18 protein-coding genes are annotated in these 20,358 nt (G+C 69.6%); 9 read left to right on the top strand and 9 right to left on the bottom strand.

Annotated elements, in window-relative coordinates; genetic code table 11:
• The first annotated feature begins 32 nt into the window (after window positions 1-32).
• The 3 genes from CSC65_RS00380 to CSC65_RS00390 all read left to right on the top strand — a co-directional run bounded on the left by CSC65_RS00380 (window position 33) and on the right by CSC65_RS00390 (window position 6,511).
• Window positions 33-1,070 carry a glucokinase family protein gene (locus tag CSC65_RS00380; RefSeq protein WP_162407986.1) on the top strand — a complete coding sequence of 346 codons (1,038 nt, stop codon included), beginning with the start codon at window positions 33-35 and terminating at the stop codon, window positions 1,068-1,070.
• Window positions 1,071-1,197: 127 nt separating this feature from the next.
• Window positions 1,198-4,020 (top strand): TonB-dependent receptor, encoded by a 2,823-nt coding sequence (locus CSC65_RS00385; RefSeq protein ID WP_162407987.1) that lies wholly within the window; start codon window positions 1,198-1,200, stop codon window positions 4,018-4,020.
• A gap of 118 nt (window positions 4,021-4,138) precedes the next feature.
• Complete coding sequence (locus CSC65_RS00390) at window positions 4,139-6,511, top strand: family 20 glycosylhydrolase (RefSeq protein WP_162407988.1); 2,373 nt, start codon at window positions 4,139-4,141, stop codon at window positions 6,509-6,511.
• A 55-nt stretch (window positions 6,512-6,566) separates the two neighbouring features.
• On the opposite strand, the gene CSC65_RS00395 is transcribed toward CSC65_RS00390, so the two are convergent.
• The 3 genes from CSC65_RS00395 to CSC65_RS00405 are packed head-to-tail and all read right to left on the bottom strand — an operon-like array spanning window position 6,567 to window position 9,970.
• Window positions 6,567-8,357, bottom strand: coding sequence for an O-linked N-acetylglucosamine transferase, SPINDLY family protein (locus tag CSC65_RS00395; RefSeq protein WP_162407989.1), 1,791 nt, complete (start codon window positions 8,355-8,357; stop codon window positions 6,567-6,569).
• Window positions 8,358-8,399: 42 nt separating this feature from the next.
• A complete protein-coding gene (locus tag CSC65_RS00400) occupies window positions 8,400-8,789 on the bottom strand; it encodes a VanZ family protein (RefSeq protein ID WP_162407990.1) in 390 nt (129 codons plus the stop codon).
• A complete protein-coding gene (locus tag CSC65_RS00405) occupies window positions 8,786-9,970 on the bottom strand; it encodes a class I SAM-dependent methyltransferase (protein ID WP_202922799.1) in 1,185 nt (394 codons plus the stop codon). Before CSC65_RS00405 ends, CSC65_RS00400 begins: the two co-directional genes overlap by 4 nt.
• 50 nt (window positions 9,971-10,020) lie before the next feature.
• Between CSC65_RS00405 and CSC65_RS00410 the strand changes: the two genes are divergently transcribed.
• A complete protein-coding gene (locus CSC65_RS00410) occupies window positions 10,021-10,758 on the top strand; it encodes a pteridine reductase (RefSeq protein ID WP_162407992.1) in 738 nt (245 codons plus the stop codon).
• Between the two features lie 195 nt (window positions 10,759-10,953).
• Here the strand turns inward: CSC65_RS00410 and folK are convergent, their stop codons facing one another.
• The 6 genes from folK to tsaD all read right to left on the bottom strand — a co-directional run bounded on the left by folK (window position 10,954) and on the right by tsaD (window position 16,293).
• Complete coding sequence (gene folK, locus CSC65_RS00415) at window positions 10,954-11,457, bottom strand: 2-amino-4-hydroxy-6-hydroxymethyldihydropteridine diphosphokinase (RefSeq protein WP_162407993.1); 504 nt, start codon at window positions 11,455-11,457, stop codon at window positions 10,954-10,956.
• Between the two features lie 39 nt (window positions 11,458-11,496).
• On the bottom strand, window positions 11,497-12,327 hold the full coding sequence (locus CSC65_RS00420) for a proteasome-type protease (protein WP_162407994.1): 831 nt from the start codon (window positions 12,325-12,327) through the stop codon (window positions 11,497-11,499).
• Between the two features lie 82 nt (window positions 12,328-12,409).
• Entirely contained in the window at window positions 12,410-13,339 is a 930-nt protein-coding gene (locus CSC65_RS00425) for an alpha-E domain-containing protein (RefSeq protein WP_162407995.1), read from the bottom strand.
• Complete coding sequence (locus CSC65_RS00430) at window positions 13,339-14,784, bottom strand: circularly permuted type 2 ATP-grasp protein (RefSeq protein WP_162407996.1); 1,446 nt, start codon at window positions 14,782-14,784, stop codon at window positions 13,339-13,341. Before CSC65_RS00430 ends, CSC65_RS00425 begins: the two co-directional genes overlap by 1 nt.
• 110 nt (window positions 14,785-14,894) lie before the next feature.
• On the bottom strand, window positions 14,895-15,248 hold the full coding sequence (folB, locus tag CSC65_RS00435; protein ID WP_162407997.1) for a dihydroneopterin aldolase: 354 nt from the start codon (window positions 15,246-15,248) through the stop codon (window positions 14,895-14,897).
• 7 nt (window positions 15,249-15,255) lie between these two features.
• Entirely contained in the window at window positions 15,256-16,293 is a 1,038-nt protein-coding gene (gene tsaD, locus CSC65_RS00440) for a tRNA (adenosine(37)-N6)-threonylcarbamoyltransferase complex transferase subunit TsaD (protein ID WP_162407998.1), read from the bottom strand.
• 126 nt (window positions 16,294-16,419) lie between these two features.
• On the opposite strand from tsaD, the gene rpsU reads away from it, so the two are divergent.
• The 5 genes from rpsU to CSC65_RS00465 all read left to right on the top strand — a co-directional run bounded on the left by rpsU (window position 16,420) and on the right by CSC65_RS00465 (window position 20,328).
• A complete protein-coding gene (gene rpsU, locus CSC65_RS00445) occupies window positions 16,420-16,635 on the top strand; it encodes a 30S ribosomal protein S21 (protein ID WP_052631395.1) in 216 nt (71 codons plus the stop codon).
• A gap of 172 nt (window positions 16,636-16,807) precedes the next feature.
• On the top strand, window positions 16,808-17,254 hold the full coding sequence (locus CSC65_RS00450) for a GatB/YqeY domain-containing protein (protein ID WP_162407999.1): 447 nt from the start codon (window positions 16,808-16,810) through the stop codon (window positions 17,252-17,254).
• 112 nt (window positions 17,255-17,366) lie between these two features.
• Entirely contained in the window at window positions 17,367-18,752 is a 1,386-nt protein-coding gene (locus CSC65_RS00455) for a PQQ-dependent sugar dehydrogenase (RefSeq protein ID WP_162408000.1), read from the top strand.
• Between the two features lie 64 nt (window positions 18,753-18,816).
• A complete protein-coding gene (locus tag CSC65_RS00460; RefSeq protein WP_162408001.1) occupies window positions 18,817-19,317 on the top strand; it encodes a GNAT family N-acetyltransferase in 501 nt (166 codons plus the stop codon).
• A gap of 78 nt (window positions 19,318-19,395) precedes the next feature.
• Window positions 19,396-20,328, top strand: coding sequence for a YihY/virulence factor BrkB family protein (locus tag CSC65_RS00465; RefSeq protein ID WP_162408002.1), 933 nt, complete (start codon window positions 19,396-19,398; stop codon window positions 20,326-20,328).
• Window positions 20,329-20,358: the final 30 nt, after the last annotated feature.

Here is a 20,358-nt window from a genome sequence, read left to right on the forward strand (position 1 = left end):
AATCCGGCGCACGCCAGCTACGGGGAATCCGCGTGCCAGCAGCCGCAAATGCAACACCCCTGCCGGGCCGACAATCTCAGCCGTTCATCGCGGCCGACGTCGGCGGCACCCATGTCCGCATCGGCCTGGTCCAGGCCGGTGGCGAAGCCGGTGCGCCCCTCCAGGTGCTCGCCTATAGCAAGTTCCGTTGCGCCGACTACGCGGGACTGGCCGACATCCTGCGCGACTTCATCGCCAGCCTTCCCGGCGCCCGCGGGGCAACGGTGCGCGTGGCGGTGATCGCCAGCGCCGGCTATCCACTGGCCGACGGCACGGTGATCACGGCCAACCTCCCCTGGCGCCTGTCGCCCGTGGAGATCCGCGACAGCCTGGGCCTGGACGCGGTGCACCTGGCCAACGATTTCGAAGCCGTGGCCCACGCCGTGGCCCACCTGGGCGCCAACGAAGTGCTGCAGCTCGCCGGCCCCGAACGCACCGCGTCCGGTCCACTGCTCGTGCTCGGCCCCGGTACCGGCCTGGGCGCGGCGGTGTGGATCCCGACCTCCACGCGTCCGGTCGTGCTGGCCACGGAAGCCGGCCAGGCCGCGCTTGCGGTCGGGACCGAGCTGGAGATGTCGCTGTTGCGGCAGATGCTCGGCCAGCGCAGCCACGTCCCGGTCGAGCACGCGCTGTCCGGTCCGGGCCTGATGAACCTCTACAACGCGCTGTGCGCATTGCGCGGGGTGACTCCGGTCTTCGCGCGGCCCGGCGAAGTGACCGCCGCCGCCCTGGACGGCAGCGACGCGCTCGCGCGCGAAAGCCTGGAAGTGTTCTGCGGCCTGCTCGGCAGCACCGTGGGCGACATGGCGCTGCTGTACGGCGTGCAGGGCGTCTACCTGGCCGGCGGAATCCTGCCGCACATACGCGAGTTCCTGGTCCGCAGCGACTTCGTCGCCCGGTTCCTCAACAAGGGGCCGATGCGCGAGGCGCTTGAGCGGGTGTCGGTAAGGCTGGTCGAGCACGGGCAGCTGGGCGTCATCGGCGCCGCCAGCTGGTACCTGGGCTCCGGTTTTTCAGAAGAAGTGCGGTGACGGCGTCAGAACGAGCCGGGGGAAGTGCCACGGGTCAGACATCGATCGCTCCACGCCGTTGCACCTGAAGCAGTCGTCGCCGGAGGTGGGTCTCCGGTGGAACTCAAACAATGATGGGAGAGACATCATGAAGCACCGCAAGTCCGTACTTTCCGCCGCCGTCGCCACCTGTCTTGGCTTCGCCGTGCAGGTCCATGCGCAGGAAGCCGCCACGCCGGCCACCCCTGCCGCACCGGCCACCGACCAGGCCAGTGCAACCGAACTCGACGGCATCGTCGTCGTCGGCATCCGCGGCAGCCTCAAGCAGGCGCTCGACGCCAAGCGCGACGCCGACAACATCGTCGACGTGATCACCGCCGAGGACGTGGGCAAGTTCCCGGCGACCAACGTCGCCGAAGCGATCACGATCATCCCGGGCGTGACCATCGACCGGGCCTTCGGCCAGGGCGAGAAGGTCTCGATCCTGGGCACCGACCCGGCGTTGAACCGCACCCTGCTCAACGGCCAGACCGTGGCCTCGGCCGACTGGTTCATCACCGACCAGCCGGGTCGTACCTTCAACTACTCCCTGCTGGCACCGCAGATCGTCGGTCGCGTCGAGGTGTTCAAGTCGCCGGAAGCCCACATCGACGAAGGTTCGATCGGCGGCACCGTCAACATCGTCACCCGCAAGCCGCTTGACCTGAGCAAGACCACCGTCTCCGGGCAGATCGGCTACCTGTACAACGACCGCGTCGAGAGCGGCGACCCGCAGGTCTCGGTCCTGCTGGGCTGGAAGAACGACGCCGACAACTTCGGCGTGATCGTCGCCGCGCAGCGCGCCGACGAAACCATCCGCCGCGACGGCATCGAGTCCTACGGCACCGTGACCGGCCGCGACTATGCCTACGGCGCCGGCGGTGGCGGCTCGATCTACAACCTGCCGACCGACTGGTCGGTGCCGCCGAATCCGGACGGCAGCCAGCCGACCAAGCCGGCCACCTGCGTGGGCGCATGCGCCACGACCCTGCTCGCCAACCAGGATGCCGTCGGCCCGAACTCGATCAGCGCGCATTATTTCGAACAGGAGCGCAACCGCGACACGATCTCGGTGGCCCTGCAGTTCAAGCCGGTCGAGCAGCTGGACATCGAGTTCAACGCGCTCAACGTCAAGGCCGACTTCGACAACATGAGCCATTCCATGTTCGCCTTCCAGGGCAACGCGTGGAACGGCCTGATGAAGATGACCGACCTGACCGTCGATGGCGGCGTGATCACCAAGGCTACGTTCGACAACGCGCTGGTCGTGTACGACCTGATCAACCGCGAGGCCACCGTCGATACCGATTCCTACGACCTGAAGGCGACCTGGAACGACGAGCGCTGGTTCGCCTCGACCCACCTGGGCAGCTCCAAGGCCACCGGCGGCACCGGCCGCCAGGTCTACGGCGAGTTCCTGAACTGGTCCGACTACAGCTACGACATCAGCGGCGACCGCAGCCTGACCTTCCACGGCGCCAACCCGTTCCTGGATCCGAATGCATTCCAGATCGACGGCGGCTGGGGCGCGGACCCGAGCAGCGCCGCCACCTGGAACCCGGGCTGGGGCGGCAACATCGTGTTCAAGCCGACCTGGGACGAGGAGAAGTACGGCCAGGTCGACTTCGGCCTGCGCCTGGACTCGCCGGTCTACCAGGTCCGCTTCGGCTTCAAGCGCCGCGAGCACGAGACCGGGCAGCGGATGGGTGGCGTTTCGCTGGCCACCGTCGCCGGCTACGGCAACGCGCTGGCGTCGGAGTTCAGCCCGCGCCCGCTGCCGGACAACTACCTCAGCGGCTTCAGCAACGTCGGCGACCTCAACGAGCGCTTCACCATCGACGGCTGGGCGCTGGCCGACTGGATCCTCAGCGGCGACTGGCTGGCTCCGTGGCAGACGATGCCGGAACCGAGCACGTTCAACGACCCGTCGTTCGCGGCCAACACCTGGACCATCACCGAGGACATCAACGCGTTCTACGTGCAGGGTGACTTCAGCTGGAACAGCTTCCGCGGCAACTTCGGCGTGCGCTACGTGGAAACCGAGTCCGACAGCATGGGCTGGGCGTGCACGGTCAACGTGAGCCCCTGCCCGGCGACCGCCTATGCGCCGACCAGCGTCAAGAAGAAGTACGACAACCTGCTGCCCAACGTGAACGTCGCCTACGAGGCCACCGACGACGTGGTGCTGCGCTTCTCGGCGGCCCAGGTGATGTCGCGCCCGAACTACGGCGACATGTCCAGCTACCTGTGGCTGGGCGACCAGACCCTGACCGGCGGCGGCGGCAACCCGGACCTGGATCCGTACCAGTCCACCAACTGGGACTTCTCGGCCGAGTGGTACTTCAGCGAGAACTCGATCCTGGCCGGCACGCTGTTCTACAAGGACGTGTCCGACTACGTCCTGGTCACCACCCAGGAAGAGACCCACTTCAACCAGAACCAGGGTCGCGACACGATCTACGACGTCTCGCGCCCGAACAACGCCGGCGACGCCAGCATCCAGGGCTTCTCGGCCGCGTTCCAGCAGTCGTTCGACAACGGCCTGGGCCTGCTGGCCAACTACACCTACGCCAATGCCGAAGCCGACAACGGCGACCCGCTGCCGTACAACTCGAAGAACCAGATCAACGTCAGCCCGTTCTTCGAGAACGACGACTGGAGCGCGCGCGTCACCTACTCCTGGCGCTCGAAGTACTACACGCAGGTCGATCGCGGCAACTTCCTGGTCACCGACGACTACGACTCGCTGGACGCGAACCTCACGTACAAGATCAACGACTTCCTGAGCGTGAGCGTCGACGGCATGAACCTGCTCGATTCCAACTACTACACGTACGCGGAAGTCGACGGAATCGCCAACACCGAGAAGCTGGTCCGCGGCGATTACCGCACCGGCCGCCGCTACATGGCGACCCTGCGCGTGCAGTTCTGATCGAAGCAACATGACGGCAGCGCAGGCTGACCGTTACGGGCGGGCCTGGAGAAATCCGGGCCCGTTCCGTTTTTCGGGCACGTCCGGCAATGCCTCACCGCACCACAAGGGAGTGACGATGAACCGATCCACTTTTTCCCGGTCCGCGCAGCTGCTGTGCGTGGCAGGCCTGGCCGCCGCGCTGGCTGCCTGTTCCGGCCAGCCGCAATCACCCGCGGATGCGACGCCTGCACAGGCACCGGCCGCCGAGGCACCCGCGATCTCGCTGATCCCGCTGCCTGCCATCGCCGTTCCCGGCGAAGGCCGCTTCGTACTGTCCCCCGCCACGCCGTTGCTGGCCGACGGGGATGCCGCGCGCACGGTCGCCGGCCAGTTCGCCGCGCTCGTGGCCAAGGGCCTGGCGGTGGAACCCCGGCTCCTGGACGGCACCGATGCCGATGGCGCCGAAGCGAAGGGTGCGATCCGCTTCTCGATCGACCCGTCCCGCGCAGGCGCCGGTGCCGAGTCCTACTTGCTGGAGGTGACGCCCGCGGGCGTGATCGTCAGCGCCGGCGATGCCGCCGGCCTGTTCTACGGCGCCATGAGCCTGGCGCAGCTGGCGACCGTGGACGACGCCGGCGCGGTCTCGGTGCCCGCGGTACGCATCGAAGACGCGCCGCGCTTCGCCTGGCGCGGTTTCATGATGGATCCGTCGCGCCATTTCTGGAGCGTGGACCAGGTCAGGCAGGTCATCGACGCGATGGCCATGCACAAGCTCAACACGCTGCACTGGCACCTGACCGACGATCAGGGCTGGCGCGTGGAGATCAAGCAGTATCCGAAGCTGACAGAGATTGGTGGTTGCCGCATTCCGGCTGGCGATGGCGGCATCGAGCCGTCCACCGGCAAGCCGCGCCAGTACTGCGGCTTCTACACCCAGGACCAGGTCCGCGAGATCGTCGCCTACGCGGCGGCCCGGCATATCACGGTGGTCCCGGAGCTCAACCAGCCCGGCCACGCCACCGCCGCGATCGCCGCCTATCCGGAACTGGGCACGACCGACCAGAAGCTGGTGCCGTCCAGCGAGTGGGGCGTGTTCCCGAACCTGTTCAACACCGAGGAAAGCACGATCACGTTCCTGGAGAACGTGATGGACGAACTGATCCCGCTGTTCCCCGGCACCTATCTCCACGTCGGTGGCGACGAAGCGGTCAAGGACCAGTGGGAGGCTTCGGCGCGCGTGCAGGAGCGCATGCGCGAAGTCGGTGCCAAGACCGAGATGGAGATGCAGAGCCATATCGTGGCCCGGCTGCAGAAGTACCTGGCCGCGCACGGCAAGCGCCTGATCGGCTGGGACGAGATCCTCGAAGGCCCGATGCCCGCCGAGGCCACGGTGATGTCCTGGCGCGGCATCGAAGGCGGGCTGAAGGCCGCGCGCGAAGGCCACGACGTGGTGATGACGCCGTCGAGCGACCTGTACCTGGACTACCTGCAGACCCACTCGCCGGATGAACCCCCGGGTCGCCCGGCCACGATCCCGATGCGGCAGGTCTACGACTTCGAACCGGTGCCGAAGGAGCTCGAGGAAAGCCAGCGCCACCACATCCTCGGCCTGCAGGCGAACATGTGGACCGAGCACACCCGCACCTTCGAGCGCCTGCAGCACAACGTCTTCCCGCGCCTGGCCGCGGTCGCCGAGACCGGCTGGACGCCCAAGGAACGCAAGGACTACGCCGGCTTCCTGCGTCGCCTGCCCGACCAGCTCGAACGCTACCGGCACTGGGGCGTGGGCTACGCGCAGACGCCGTTCCAGGTCGATGCCACCGCCGAGCACGACCGCAAGGCCGGCACGGCGACGGTCACGCTGGAGAGTCCGCTCGCCTACGAAGTGCGTTACACGACCGATGGCAGCGAGCCGACCGCCTCTTCGACGCTGTACAAAGCACCGGTGCCGGTCACCTTGCCGGCGCAGTTGCGTGCGGCTGCATTCGCCGACGGCCATGCGCTGGCGACTGCACGCACCCACACGTACGACGCCACCTCGCTGCTCACCCGGACCGACGAGCAGCTCGCCACCTGTCCCGACGCAGGTCGCCTGCTGCTGCGCCTGGAAGACGATGGCCCGGCCGATGGCGAGCGTGCGATCTTCAACACCACGATCTTCTATCCGTGCTGGCAGTGGAACGGCGCCGACCTGGACGGCGTAGCTTCGATGAAGGTGCGCGCGGGCAAGATCCCGTATTACTTCCAGCTCGCGCACGACGAACCGGCGCGCCGCTTCGAACCGGCCCGCTCCGCGCACGGTGAACTGGACATCCACGCCGACGGCTGCGGCGGCGAGCGCATCGCCAGCGTGCCTTTGCCGGCCAAGCCTGGCGCGGATGGTTTCGTCGATATCGTCGCGGAACTGCCGCAGGGCGTGGCGGGCAAGCGCGACCTGTGCCTGCGCTTCACCGGCGATACGCGACCGACCATGTGGGTGCTGGATCGGGCGACGCTGCAGCTGCGCTGAGGGCCGCACCCGGGTCGCGCACGACGGGGAATACTCCGCCGTGCGCGGCCTTTTTTTATAGCCGGATCGTGGCGTGCCGGCCGGCAAGCGCATTCGCGTGCATGGCCCGGTAAAGCTGCTCCAGGTCGACGGCCATCGCGTCCGGATCGAACAGGCGCGCTGCGGGCAGCAGCGTAGCCAGGCGCGCGCGCAGGTCGCCGCGGGCCGCGGCGTCGTTGCCGAGCCGCACCGCCAGTTCCACCAGCGAGTTCCGGTCGGCCGCGATGCATCCGGGCAGTCCCAGCGCGGTCAGCAGGCTGGTCGCCATGCGCCCGGCGAACGTCGTGCCGGGGAACGTCAGCAGCGGCACGCCCATCCGCAACGCGTCGCTGGCCGTCGTGCCGGAGTTGTAGGGCCAGGTGTCCAGGGCGACGTCGGCCAGCGCGAGCCGGGCCAGGTGCTGCTCGCGTGGCACCTGCGGGGCGAACACGATGCGTTCGGGTGCGATCCCGCGTGCCGCGGCTTCGCGGCGCAGGTTGTCGCGGGCGATGTCGTCGCGCGGCGGCGCCAGCCACAGCAGCGACCCGGGTACGCGCGCGAGGATCGCGCACCAGTCGTCCCACAGCGATGGATGCAGCTTGTAGGCCTGGTTGAAGCTGCAGAACACGACGGCATCTTCCGGAAGTCCGGCCATGTCACGGCGCATCGCGGGCACGGGATGGTGCGCGGCGTTGGGCTGGAAACAGTGCGGCAGCAGGGCCAGCGCCTCGCTGAAGCCGTCCGCCATCGCTTCGGGCGTGGCGACCGCATCGCCGATGACGTAATCGGCCAGGCGCGCATCCCCGAGCGTACCGATGTATCCAAGCCAGGATGCGATGACCGGCGCCGGCCGCAGCGCGACGATGCCCATCCGCGATTGCGAGGTGTAGCCGTTGAGATCCACCAGCACGTCGAGCCGGTCCGCGGCGATCCGCTGCGCGGCGCTGCGGTCGTCGGCTTCGATCTCCACGAAACGGTCCGCCGCGCTCCTCGCCCGCTCCCGCCACGCGTCGTCAGTCGGCGGACCGTGCGCGTACAGCACGACCTCGCAGCGCTCGCGATCGTGCGCGGCGATGGCGTCGAGTGCGAGGAACGAAACGGCATGCGCACGGAAATCGGATGACAGGTAGCCCACGCGCAGGCGCCGGCCCGGCAGCGGCGCGGGCGGCGCCGAAAGGGCCGGCTGCGTGGACAGCGATCCCCATTGGGTGGCGGCGAACCGGGCCGCGGCCGAACGCTGCACGTGGGCGTCGGCCTCGGGCAGGGCCAGCAGCAGCAGCGGTGCGAAATCGCTGCGCTCCGCATGCGCACAGGCCGCCAGCAGGTCCTGCGGATGCGGCCCGGATGCCGGATCCCAATCGGCCATGTAACGGCGCAGCAGCAGTGCATCGCCGACGCTGCGCAGGTTGCCCGGCTCCAGCGCCAGGGCACTGCGGTAGGCCGCAAGCGCCTCCTCGCGCCGGCCGGTTTCCTCCAGCAATCCGCCCAGCTTCTGCCAGGCGATGACGAGCGTGCCGTCCATGCGCAGTGCCTTCCGGTAGGCGGCCTCCGCTTCGTCGTGGGACAGGCGCCTCTGTTCGGCCAGGCCGAGGTTGACCCAGGTACCGGCGCCGGCACCCAGGGCTACGGCACGCCGGTAGCAGGCGGCCGCCTGGGCCACCTCCTGCCGCGCGCTGTGGATCACCCCGGCAAGGTTCCATCCATCCGCATGCCGGGGCACCTGGCGCAGCAGCAGCTGCAGCATGCCCAGCGCCTGCTGCGACTGGCCCTGGCGGAAGGCGGCAAAGGCGCGCGCATACAGCTCCGACGCTGGAATCGTCGTACTCACCACCGGCGGCCAATGCAGTTCGGGGCGGGGCGCGTTCGAACGTCAGCCATGGCCACGCTCGTACCGCAGCAGCGCATCGCGCCAGGGTGTCAGCGCGGTCAACATGCCCAGCCCGACCCCCACCCCGTTGGCCAGCGCGTCGGCCGGATCGGCCATGCGCGTGCTGGTGAGCGCACCCTGCGCCAGCTCCAGCGCAATGCCCATCAGTACCAGCCCCGCCGCGACCGACAGCAGGTACCTGCCATGTGCGAACACCTGCACGGCGGCTGCGGCCAGCAGCGCGTAGGCCAGCAGGTGCTCGAGCTTGTCGCCATGCCGGGGCAGCTCGACCGGCGGGGGCGGCGTCAGGCTGAACACGATCACCAGCAACACCGCGAACGACCATAGGCCCAGCCACAGCCAGGGGCGCCGGAACCGCTTGAGCGGACTCACAGCCGCCAGCTCAGGTCGCCCAGCAGGAAGGCCGCACCCAGGTCGATGTCGCGCGCGAAGGCCATGGCCTGGAAGCGTTCGCCCATGTGTGCCGGCAAGGTGAGGCGCTTGACCTCCTGGCGCAGTCTCATCACCCCGGCCTCGTCGCTGCGCGCTTCGGCATCGGCCAGCAGGCGGTCGATGCCATTGCCAAGCAGGAAGCTGGCCTGGCTGCAGTAACCGGCCAGGTCGAATCCGGCGCCCGTGCCGGCCTCGGCCAGCGCGGTGAAATCCACCGAAGCGGTGAGGTCCTGCAAACCCGGCCGGCCGAGCACGTCGGCGTGGACGTGCTGGCGGTAGAACGCACGCAGGGTGCCTTCGTCGCGCTCCGGCAGGTAGTACTCGCTGCGCGGATAGCCATAGTCGAAGAACAGCATCGCCCCGGAACGCAGCCCGCCGGCCACCGCCTGCAACCAGTACGGCAGTTGCGGCAGCAGTTCGGAACGGTACCCGTCCGCGAACGGCGTGCCGAGGCCATGCTCGACGTGGCGCACGGCCGCCGCCAGCAGCGCATCGGCGGGACGGTCGCTCGTCATGAACCGACCTTCGCCATCGAGGGTCACGTGTTCCTCGAACACCTCGCCGTCGCGCAGGGTGAAGCGCGGCGTCGGCAAGGCATCGATGACTTCGTTGGCGAACAGCACGCCATCCCAGTCATCCTCGAACGGACGATCCAGCCACTCCACCAGGTCGAACACGGATGGGGTCAGCGTGCGCTGCAGGCGTTCGCGCTGGCGTTCGCGCAGGTCCGCGCTGGGTTCGAGGATCGAGTAGCGGTCCGGCAGTGCGTCGAGCTGCAGCAGGCGCTTGAGCGCCACCTCGGCGAAAGCGCCGCTGCCGCCGCCGACCTCAAGCACCCGCGCGCGCGGATCCAGCGCCTGCAGGGCGATGGCCAGTACACCGGACACGGTGGCTGCGAACAGCCGGCCCTGCTCCGGCGCGGTCACGAAATCGCCGCCACCGCCGAACTTGGTGCTGCCGGCGCTGTAGTACCCCAGCCCGGGCGCGTACAGGCACAGCTCCATGAAGCGCGAGAACGGGATCGTGCCGCCCGACGCGGCGATCTCGGCACGGATGTGCGCGGCCAGCGTATCGCTGTGCTGGAGCGCCAGCGGGTCGGGAGGCGGCAGGTCGGCGTGCATCGGCATCGTCAGGCAGGGACAATGGCCAGCATAGCCGAGCGAGGTTGCTGATGAATTCCGATCGCCCCGTCGCCCTCGTCACTGGCGCAGCCCGCCGGATCGGCGCTTCGATCGCGCGCAGGCTGCATGCGGGCGGCTACGACCTTGCACTGCACCACCTGCACTCCGGCGCAGACATGGCCGCGCTGGTCGCGGAGCTGGACGGGCTTCGCCCGGGCAGCGTGCGCGTGCTGCAGGCCGACCTGCGCCAGTTCGACCGCCTGCCCGAGCTGGTCGCATCGGCCGTGGGCCACTTCGGCCGGCTCGATGCACTGGTGAACAACGCCTCCAACTTCCATCCGACGCCCCTGGGCACGCTGACGCCGCAGCACTGGGACGACCTGTTCGCGGTCAACGCGCGCGCGCCCCTGTTCCTGGCGCAGGCGGCCATGCCGCACCTGCGCGCAAGCCGGGGCGCGATCGTGAACCTGGCCGACGTCTACGCCGGGCGGCCGTTGCGTGACCATGCGGTCTACTCGGCCGCCAAGGCCGCCCTGGTTTCGCTCACCCGTGCGCTTGCCCAGGAAATGGCACCCCAGGTCCGCGTGAACGCAGTCGCGCCCGGCGCGATCCTGTGGCCCGAGAGCGGCCAACCCGCGGAAGCGCAACAGGCGATCCTCGCCGCCACCGCACTCGGGCGCGCCGGCTTCCCGGGGGACGTCGCCGCCGCCGTGGCGTGGCTGCTCTCCGCCGAGGCCGCCTACGTCACCGGCCAGGTGCTGCATGTGGATGGCGGACGGGAACGCTGAGCGCGGCTTCCGCGCGTCGGGACCACAACAATGTCGCCTGTGCCGACGCCGTCGGCTTCGCGGCCTGAAGTCCGCTCCTACAAAAGCCGGGGGTACTTGCTTCCTGTAGGAGCGGGCATGACCGCGATCGGGCGCCGGAATCACGATGGCGTCGCCTGTGCCGACCACGCCGGCTTCGCGGCCTGGCGACCGCGCCTACAACGGCACCACCTCGAAGGCGACGCCGTACTGCCGATGCGCGCGCCACAGGTCGGCGAGCGCGCGTCCGCCAAGCGGATCGACGAACGCGGGTGCGATGTCCGCCAGCGGCTTGAGCACGAACGCATGCTTGAGCTCCGGGCGCGGCACCCGCACCCGCTCGCCATCGCGGACCACCTGGTCGCCGTAGAACACAACGTCCACGTCCAGGGTCCGGTCCGACAGGCGCGGTCCGCTGCGGTCGCGGCCATGCCGGTCTTCCAGCGCGTGCAGCCAGTCTTCCAGCGCCGGCAGCGGCATGGCGGTTCGCAGCGCGACTGCGGCATTGACGAATGGCGCGCCTTCGAATCCCACCGCCGCGGTGCGATACGCGGGCGAGACCCGCAATGCGCCAAACGCCGCCTGCAATTCCGCCAGCGCCGCGCGCAGGTGGCGTTCGGGCGCGATGTTGCTGCCCAGGCTCAGCAGCACTTCCGCCGGCGCGTGCGTGGTCGCGGGCATTGCGGGTTCCATGTCTGGCGTTCGCGGAGGGGGCAGTGGCTACTGCTGCGCGGACTGGTCACCCGGGTCCTGCCGTGACGGTCCGCGCCGCGGGGGCAGCTGCGGCAGCGGCGCGGCTTCCTCGGTCGTGGCCAGCGCCGGCTCCCACGGGAAGCGCGGCAGGGTCCGCACCGCGTTTTCCAGCTTGCGCGACCAGTTGTCGTGGATGTCGGCGTACAGCGGCGTGTCGCCTTCAAGGCGCACCTGCTGGCTGATGCGCAGGTCGCCGGCGCGGATCAGCGCGATGTCGATCGGCAGGCCGACCGACAGGTTGGAGCGGATGGTCGAATCCAGCGACACCAGCGCACAGCGCGCGGCGTCCTCCAGCGCGGTCTCCGGCCGGATGATCCGGTCCAGGATCGGCTTGCCGTACTTGGATTCGCCGATCTGCAGGTACGGCGTCTCCGGCGAAGCGGCGATGCAGTTGCCGAGCGGATAGACCAGGTACAGGCCCGGCCGCTCGCCGGCGACCTGTCCGCCCAGGATCAGCGTGGCCTGGGTGCTGACCCCGCCGTGCTGGCCGCTGTCGTAGGCCTGCACCTGGCTGGCGACCAGGACCTCGCCCACGTACTCGGCCACTTCGAACAGGTGCCTGAACGTGCGCAGGCTGCGCGTGGCGGAGGGGTCCTCGGCATCGCGTCGCAACCGCGAGACCGCCAGCTGGGTCGTGGCCAGGTTGCCCGAACTCATCACCACGAACACGCGCTCGCCCGGATAGTCGAACACGTGCAGCTTGCGGTGCACGCGCACGTCGTCGAGCGAGGCGTTGGTGCGGGTGTCCGCGGCGAAGACCAGGCCTTCGTCCACTTCGATGCCGACGCAGTAGGTCATGTCCGGATCTTGTTCCTGTGCACGGCGATTCTACACGCTGGCCAGCGGCGGACCGTCGCACGCGGCGACGCCTCCGTGCCTGTCAGCCCATGAAATAGCCTTCGGCGATGGCCTCGTGGAGTCCCCCGAGGTAGATCTGCGCCTCGTCCATGAAGCGTGCCGGGTCGCCGGCGGCCAGCACTGCCGGATCGGCCTGGCGGACCAGCCCGCTGGCCCGCGTGAGCGCACGCTCGACCAGCGGCCGCGGCGGCATCGCCGGCAGGATCCGCTGCACCCGGGTCAGGCAGAACTGCACGCTGCGCGGGAACTCGGCGTTGTGCAGCAGGAACCGCAAGGCATGCGCGGCCGAAACACGCTGGCGCACGTGGCGCCGGTACATCTGGTAGGCGGCCAGCGCGCGCAGCACCGCCATCCACTGCATGTTCTGGTAGGCCTCGCGATCGTCCACGTTGCGCGGCGTGACCAGGCCCGACGCCCCGGCATCGATGATGCGCGTGGTCATGTCGGCCTGCTCGATCGCCGTGCCCAGGCGCAGGAAGTGGAAACCGATGTCGCGGCTGACATTGGCGGCGAGCAGGCCGGACACCTTCAGGCAGCCGTCGGTGATGCGGTTGATGAAGTCCAGCCGGTAGCGCCGGGTCAGCACGCGCTCGCCATCGGCGTCGATGTACAGGTGCAGGTCGTTGACCGCCTCCCATACCTCCTGCGGCAGCGCATCGCGGATGCCGCGAAGGATCTCGCGCGCGCTGTCCACCGTGGCGCGCAGCGACGACGGATTGCGCGGATCGAGCAGCAGGAAATCGAGCACGTCGGCGTCTTCCGGATCCGCATGCACGTCCAGGAACAGTGCTTCGGCACCGACCGTGGCGATCATCGGCCGCCAGGTGAAGCGCACCGAACGCGGCAGGTCCAGCTGCACCAGGCTGCCCACGCCGACCAGGCGTGCGGTGTTCTCGGTACGGCGCAGGTAGCGGCTGAACCAGTACAGCTGGTCGGCGACGCGGGCCAGCATCAGGCGTCGTCCTCCACGTCGACCACCCAGGTGTCCTTGGCGCCGCCGCCCTGCGAGGAATTGACCACCAGCGATCCCTCGGTCATCGCCACGCGGGTGAGCCCGCCGGTGGTCACGTAGGTGTCCTCGCGGGAAAGGATGAACGGGCGCAGGTCGATGTGCCGGGCCGACGGTCCCTCCGCCGTCACGATCGGCGCGGTGGACAGCGCCAGGGTGGGCTGGGCCATGTAGTTGCGCGGATCGGCCTCGATCAGCGCGTGGAATTTCTCGCGCTCCTTCCTGCTGGCGCGCGGCCCGATCAGCATGCCGTAGCCGCCCGATTCGTTGGCCGGCTTGACCACCAGGCTCTCGAGGTTGTCCAGCACGTAGCGGCGGTCCTTGGCCTTGTGGCACAGGTAGCTGGGCACGTTGGGCAGGATCGGCTCCTGGTCCAGGTAGTAGCGGATCATCTTCGGCACGTAGGCGAACACCACCTTGTCATCGGCGACGCCGGCGCCGGGCGCATTGGCCAGCGCCACCTTGCCGGCACGCCAGCTGCGGATCAGCCCGGGCACGCCGAGCATCGAGTCGGGATGGAAGACTTCCGGGTCGAGGAACAGGTCGTCCACGCGGCGATACACCACGTCCACCCGCTGTGGGCCGTACACGGTGCGCATGTAGGTGCAGTCGTCGTCGGCGACGAACAGGTCGCCGCCCTCCACCAGCTCGATGCCCATCGCCTGGGCCAGGTAGGCGTGCTCGAAGTAGGCGCTGTTGAACACGCCCGGCGTCAGCAGGGCGATGGCCGGGGTATCGCCCGGTCGCGGCGACAGCGCGGCCAGGGTGTCGTAGAGCTGGGCCGGGTAGTCGTCCACCGGCAGGATCGCGCTGGTCCCGAACAGTTCCGGGAAAACGCGCTTGGCGACCATCCTGTTCTCGAGCATGTAGGACACGCCCGAGGGAATGCGCAGGTTGTCCTCCAGCGCATACAGCGTGCCGTCGCCATCGCGGACCAGGTCCGATCCGCAGATGTGCGCCCATACGTCCAGCGGCGGGCGCACGCCGATGCACTGTTCGCGGAAGTTGACCGACTTCTTCAGCAGCATCGCCGGGAACACCTTGTCCCTGACGATCTTCTGCTCGCCGTAGACATCGCCGATGAACAGGTTCAACGCCTGCATGCGCTGCTTCAGGCCGGCCTCGGTGCGCTGCCATTCGCGGCGGTCGAGGATGCGCGGGATCAGGTCGAACGGCAGCGTGCGGTCGACGTTGCGGCCATCGGTGTAGACGGTGAAGGTAATGCCCATGACCCGCGCGGCGACGTCGGCGGCGAGCTGGCGCTCGGCCAGTTCACGGCCGGACAGTCCTGCAAGGTATTCGACCAGGTGGCGTGCGGCGGGACGCGGCCGGCCGGCCGAATCGATCAGCTCGTCATACGAAGGGGTCCGGTACTTCGCCCAATCCATCGCGCCTGCCTGCCGGGAACCCGGCGTCCCCGCGCCGGTGATGCACTGCAACATGCACCCGGCCCGCGCAGGCCGTCAAGCGCTTCCGGGCCTCGGCCCCGCACGGGAACTCAGGCGCGCGTGCGCTCGATCACCACGCCCACCGCCTGCGCGCCGCGCACCGCGCCAGGCTTGCTCAGCTTCAGTCGCAGCCACGGCACGCCAAACTCCTCGAGCACGATCGCCGCGCAACGCTCGGCCAGGGTCTCGACCAGGCCGAAGTCCGACTGGCCGACGAACTCGATCAGCCGCTTGCTGACTTCCTTGTAGTTGAGCGTAAGGGCGATGTCGTCGCTGGCCGCAGGCACGCGGTTGTCGAACGCCATCTCCAGGTCGAAGCGCAGGGTCTGGCGGATCCGCCGCTCCCAGTCGTAGATGCCGATCAGCGCCTCGATCTCGAGGCCTTCGATGAATACCTTGTCCATCGCCGGATTATCGCGCCCCCGCCACGGCCGGCAAGCTGGCCATGTCCCAGCGCGGGGTCACCTTCACTTCGGTGCCGTCGTGCTGCCCGGCCTGCAGGCGCAAGGCGCCGGCGAAGGCGATCATCGCGCCGTTGTCGGTGCACAGCGCCGGTCGCGGGAAGCAGGCGCGCCCGCCCCGCTGCGCGCACATCGCCTGCAGCCTGGCGCGCAGCCGCTTGTTGGCGCCGACACCCCCTGCGACCACAAGCGTGTCGCACCCGGCCGCGTCCAGCGCGCGCTGGCACTTGATCGCCAGGGTGTCGACCACCGCATCCTCGAAGCCGCGGGCGATGTCGGCGCGGGTCTGGGTAGCCTGGTCGGACTGCTGCCAGGCCAGCAGGACCTGGGTCTTCAGGCCGCTGAAGCTGAAATCCAGCCCGGGCCGGTCGGTCATCGGCCGGGCGAAGCGGAACGCGCCGGGGACGCCCTGTTCGGCCAGCGCGGCCAGCTGCGGGCCGCCCGGATACGGCAGGCCCATCATCTTGGCGGTCTTGTCGAAGGCTTCGCCGGCGGCGTCGTCCAGGGTTTCGCCCAGCAGGCGGTAGCGGCCGATCGCATCCACCGCGACCAGCTGGGTGTGCCCCCCGGAAACCAGCAGGGCAACGAACGGGGGCTCGGGCGGGTCGTCCTCCATCAGCGGGGCCAGCAGGTGGCCCTCCATGTGATGGACGCCGACGGCCGGCACGTCCAGCGCCCAGGCCAGGGCCCGGGCGGTGCCTGCCCCGACCAGCAGGGCCCCGACCAGGCCCGGGCCGGCGGTATAGGCCACCCCGTCCAGGTCGGAGGTCGCCAGGCCCGCTTCGGCCAGGGTCTGGCGGACCAGCGGCACCAGCTTGCGCACGTGGTCCCGGCTGGCCAGTTCCGGCACCACCCCGCCGTACTCGGCGTGCAGGGCGATCTGGCTGTAGACCGCATGGGCGCGCAGGCCCGCCGCCCCGCCGATCGCCGTGTCGTACACGGCTACGCCGGTTTCATCGCAGGAGGTTTCGATGCCAAGGACGCGCATGGGGTTCGGGGACCGGAACGGGGGCTGGAAAGATGTTCCGGACCCGGCTTGCAGCCGCCCCCGGAGCCCGGCTATCATACGCGGCTCTCACCGGGGCCGACCCGGTAATTTGTGTCCGGAGATTCCATGCCCAGCGTCAAAGTCCGCGAGAACGAGCCCTTCGAGTTTGCGCTGCGTCGCTTCAAGCGCACCTGCGAAAAGGCCGGTGTTCTGGCCGAAACCCGCAAGCGCGAGTTCTACGAGAAGCCGACCCAGGAGCGCAAGCGCAAGGCCGCCGCGGCGGTGAAGCGCCAGGTGCGCCGGATGTCGCGCGACGTCACCAAGCGCCAGCGCCTGTACTGACGTACCGGCCGGGCAAGGCGCGGCCGCCCCTGGGCACCGCCGCCGACCCGGCTACGAGGCTGATCCGAAAGCCGGCACGCCCACGCGTCGCCGGCTTTTTGTGTTTCCCGTCCACGCCTGCCCGACGGCCTCCCGGCCGTCGCGCAAGCCCGCCAGACCCAGAGGTGTTGCCATGAGCCTGAAGCAGCGACTGACCGACGACATGAAGGCCGCCATGAAGAGCGGCGACAAGGATTCGCTGGGCGTGATCCGGTTGATCAACGCCGCGATCAAGCAGCGGGAAGTGGACGAGCGCATCGAGCTGGACGATGCCGCGGTGGTGGGCGTGCTCGACAAGATGGTCAAGCAGCGCCGCGACTCGGTGTCGCAGTACGAAGCGGCCAACCGCGAGGACCTGGCTGCGATCGAGCGCGCCGAAATCGTCGTCATCGACCGCTACGTGCCGGCCAAGATGGACGAGGCGGCGATCATGGCCGCGATCGATGCCGCGATCGCGCAGACCGGCGCGGCCAGCGCGGCGGACATGGGCAAGCTCATGGGCGTGCTCAAGCCGCAGCTGGCCGGGCAGGCCGACATGGGCCAGGTTTCGACGCTGGTGAAGCGCCGGCTCGCAGGCTGAATACCCGCGGCCGCTCCTTGCGGCCGTCGCGTACGCCCAGTTCCGAAGGCGCAGACCACGCCGTCACGCCTGCGCTGCTGCAATGCGGCCCCACCTCCCCGAGGCCGTGGCGATGACACCCGATCCGCTTGGCCGGTCGCGTCGCCGATCCCCGCTCGCATTCTTCGCGCCATGCCTGTTGCGGGCGGGTTGCATCAGCAGCCATCCCCCGCCAGTCAACGAGTCCGGAAAGCCGGGGGTCGCCACCCCCGCGGCGTCCTACGCCGCTGGCACGGGCCCCTCCCCGGCGCTGCCGCCTCCTGAAGCCTCGATGCTGCCCGTGGTCGAGATCGCTCCCGCGGTGGGCTGGGCGGGCAACGATGCGCCGCGACCGGCGAACGGCTTCGCGGTGACGGCTTTCGCGCGCGGACTCGACCATCCACGCACGCTGCTGGTGTTGCCCAATGGCGACGTCCTGGTCGCCGAACCCAACCGCCCCGAGCCCACGCGGCCGCCGGAGGGATTGCGGCCCAGGGCGATGGCCGCCGTGCAGAAGCGCGCCGGCGCCGGTGTCCCCAGCGCCGACCGCATCACCCTGCTGCGCGACGGGGATGGCGACGGCGTGGCCGAGCAGCAGCATGCATTCCTCACCGGCCTGCATTCGCCGTTCGGCATGGCGCTGGCCGGCGACACGCTGTACGTCGCCAATGCCGATGCGCTGGTCGCGGCGCCCTACAGGGCCGGTGCGACGACGATCAGCGCCACGCCACGCAAGGTGGCGGACCTGCCGGCAGGCCGCAACCACCACTGGACCAAGTCCCTGGTCGCCAGCGCCGACGGTCGCCGGCTGTACGTGGGCGTCGGCTCCAACAGCAACATCGCCGAGCACGGCATGGACGAGGAAGTCGACCGCGCGGCGGTACTGGAGGTCGACCCCGCCACCGGCAGCGTGCGCAACTACGCTTCGGGGCTGCGCAACCCCACCGCGCTGGCGATCCATCCCCACGACCGCACGCTGTGGGCGGTGGTCAACGAGCGCGACGAGATCGGCAACGACCTGGTTCCGGATTACCTCACCGCGGTGCGGGAAGGCGCGTTCTACGGCTGGCCCTGGAGCTACTTCGGCCAGCACGTGGATGCGCGCGTGCAGCCGCAGGATCCGGTGCAGGTCGCCCGTGCCATCGCACCCGACTACGCGCTGGGCTCGCACGTCGCCCCGCTGGGCCTGGCGTTCCAATCCGGTGGAGGCATGCCGCCCCGCTATCGCGAAGGCGCGTTCATCGGCTTGCACGGCTCCTGGAACCGCCAGCCCAAGGTCGGCTACCGGGTGGTCTTCGTCCCGTTCGTGGACGGACGCCCGGCGGGTCCGATCGAGCCGGTGCTGGAGGGCTTCGTCAACGAAGGTGGCGACGCGCAGGGTCGCCCGGTGGGCGTGGCGGTCGACCGGCGCGGCGGCGTCCTCGTCGCCGACGATGTCGGCAACGCGGTCTGGCGGGTGACTGCGACGGGCGCACCCTGATCCTTGCGGCATGGCCATGCGCAGGCGCGACAATGCGTGCCTGCCCGACCCCGGATGCACGCCCATGGCCGATGCCGCCTCCACCCTCCTGCTCCGCGCCGCGCGCCGCGACGACGTCCCACTGATCCTGTCGCTGATCGGCGAGCTGGCCGAATACGAACGGCTGGCGCACGAGGCCGTCGCCGAACCGGCGGCAATGGAGGAAGCATTGTTCGGCCCGGTACCGGCCGCCGAGGTCGTGATCGCGGAGGTCGACGGGCAAGGCGCGGGGTTCGCCCTGTTCTTCACCAACTTCTCGACCTTCCTGGGGCGGCGCGGCCTGCACCTGGAAGACCTGTTCGTGCGCCCCGCCTTCCGCGGACGCGGCATCGGGAAACGGCTGATGCTGCACCTGGCCCGGCTGGCGGTCGAACGCGGCCATGGTCGCTTCGAATGGTCGGTGCTGGACTGGAACACGCCGGCGATCGATTTCTACCGCAGCCTTGGCGCCGCTCCCCTGGACGGATGGACGACGCAGCGCGTGAGCGGCGATGCGTTGCAGGCACTCGCCCGCAGGCAGCCATAAGCCGCAGCTGCGCCGCTCACGCACCCGCCACGCGGTCCCGGCCAAGCTGCGACCTCCGCACCGACCCGCGCCGATGCGATGAAACCCCTGTCGCCCGCCAAGCTGCGCCGCCATCTCGACCGCCTGGAACAGAGCCTGCCCGCGGCGCTGCTCAAGCGTTTCGTCGAGGCCGACCTGGTGACCCAGGCCGCGTCGCTGTCGTTCTACACGCTGCTGTCGCTGGCACCCCTGCTGGTCCTGCTGCTCTGGCTCACCGCCTCGCTCTACCCGCCGGCGCAGGAATCGTTGGTGGCGCAGATCGACGGCCTCGCCGGGGCCAACGCCGCCGCGGTCGCCCAGACCGTGATCCAGAATGCCGACGCGCGGCCCGATACCGGCTCGCTGGCCGGCCTGTGGAGCCTGGCCCTCCTGTTCATCGGCTCGACCGTGGTCTTCGCCCAGCTCCAGGGTGCGCTCAACCTGATCTTCCGCACCGGCGGCGAACAGCTGGGCGGACTGCGCGCCTGGCTGCGCAAGCGGGTGTTCTCGCTGGGCGTGGTGCTGGCGCTGGGGTTCCTGCTGATCGTGTCGATGATCGCCACCACCGCGCTGCAGGTGGTGTTCGCCCAGCTGCCCTCGGTGCTGCCGGCGATCGGTTACGCAACCACGCTGCTGCTGTACGCGCTGGCGTTCGCCTTCCTCTACCACTACCTGCCCGACCGGCGCGTGGCCTGGCGGCAGGCGTTCCTGGGCGGCGCGATCACCGCGCTGCTGTTCGCCCTGGGCCGCTACCTGATCGGCCTGTACCTGGCCCAGGCCGCGCCCGGCAGCGCCTACGGCTCGATGGGCGCGCTGGTCCTGCTGCTGGTCTGGATGTATTACGCCGCCGTGGTGTTCTTCGCCGGCGCGCTGATCACCGCGGTGATCGACGAGCGCATGCATTCCCGTTTGAAGCTGCGCGCGGCCGGGTTCGGCGCCGGAACCCGGGAAGACGCCGAACCTGCGGCGGACGGCGGCACTCCCGACGCCTAGAAGCCGGCCGTCTCGCTCTGCCGGTGCCTG

Origin of the sequence: Pseudoxanthomonas daejeonensis (assembly GCF_010093205.1) — a bacterium.
Classification (GTDB): Bacteria; Pseudomonadota; Gammaproteobacteria; order Xanthomonadales; family Xanthomonadaceae; genus Pseudoxanthomonas; species Pseudoxanthomonas daejeonensis.

What these genes read in the sequence shown, in the direction of transcription:
- CSC65_RS00450 (WP_162407999.1), top strand. Translation starts at nt 16,808, where the DNA reads ATGAGCCTGAAGCAGCGACTGACCGACGACATGAAGGCCGCCATGAAG.
- CSC65_RS00390 (WP_162407988.1), top strand. Translation starts at nt 4,139, where the DNA reads ATGAACCGATCCACTTTTTCCCGGTCCGCGCAGCTGCTGTGCGTGGCA.
- CSC65_RS00405 (WP_202922799.1), bottom strand. Translation starts at nt 9,970, where the DNA reads ATGCACGCCGACCTGCCGCCTCCCGACCCGCTGGCGCTCCAGCACAGC.
- tsaD (WP_162407998.1), bottom strand. Translation starts at nt 16,293, where the DNA reads ATGCGCGTCCTTGGCATCGAAACCTCCTGCGATGAAACCGGCGTAGCC.
- CSC65_RS00385 (WP_162407987.1), top strand. Translation starts at nt 1,198, where the DNA reads ATGAAGCACCGCAAGTCCGTACTTTCCGCCGCCGTCGCCACCTGTCTT.
- CSC65_RS00460 (WP_162408001.1), top strand. Translation starts at nt 18,817, where the DNA reads ATGGCCGATGCCGCCTCCACCCTCCTGCTCCGCGCCGCGCGCCGCGAC.
- CSC65_RS00425 (WP_162407995.1), bottom strand. Translation starts at nt 13,339, where the DNA reads ATGCTGGCCCGCGTCGCCGACCAGCTGTACTGGTTCAGCCGCTACCTG.
- CSC65_RS00420 (WP_162407994.1), bottom strand. Translation starts at nt 12,327, where the DNA reads ATGACCTACTGCGTCGGCATCGAAGTGGACGAAGGCCTGGTCTTCGCC.
- folK (WP_162407993.1), bottom strand. Translation starts at nt 11,457, where the DNA reads ATGCCCGCGACCACGCACGCGCCGGCGGAAGTGCTGCTGAGCCTGGGC.
- CSC65_RS00455 (WP_162408000.1), top strand. Translation starts at nt 17,367, where the DNA reads ATGACACCCGATCCGCTTGGCCGGTCGCGTCGCCGATCCCCGCTCGCA.
- rpsU (WP_052631395.1), top strand. Translation starts at nt 16,420, where the DNA reads ATGCCCAGCGTCAAAGTCCGCGAGAACGAGCCCTTCGAGTTTGCGCTG.
- CSC65_RS00410 (WP_162407992.1), top strand. Translation starts at nt 10,021, where the DNA reads ATGAATTCCGATCGCCCCGTCGCCCTCGTCACTGGCGCAGCCCGCCGG.
- CSC65_RS00430 (WP_162407996.1), bottom strand. Translation starts at nt 14,784, where the DNA reads ATGGATTGGGCGAAGTACCGGACCCCTTCGTATGACGAGCTGATCGAT.
- CSC65_RS00465 (WP_162408002.1), top strand. Translation starts at nt 19,396, where the DNA reads ATGAAACCCCTGTCGCCCGCCAAGCTGCGCCGCCATCTCGACCGCCTG.
- folB (WP_162407997.1), bottom strand. Translation starts at nt 15,248, where the DNA reads ATGGACAAGGTATTCATCGAAGGCCTCGAGATCGAGGCGCTGATCGGC.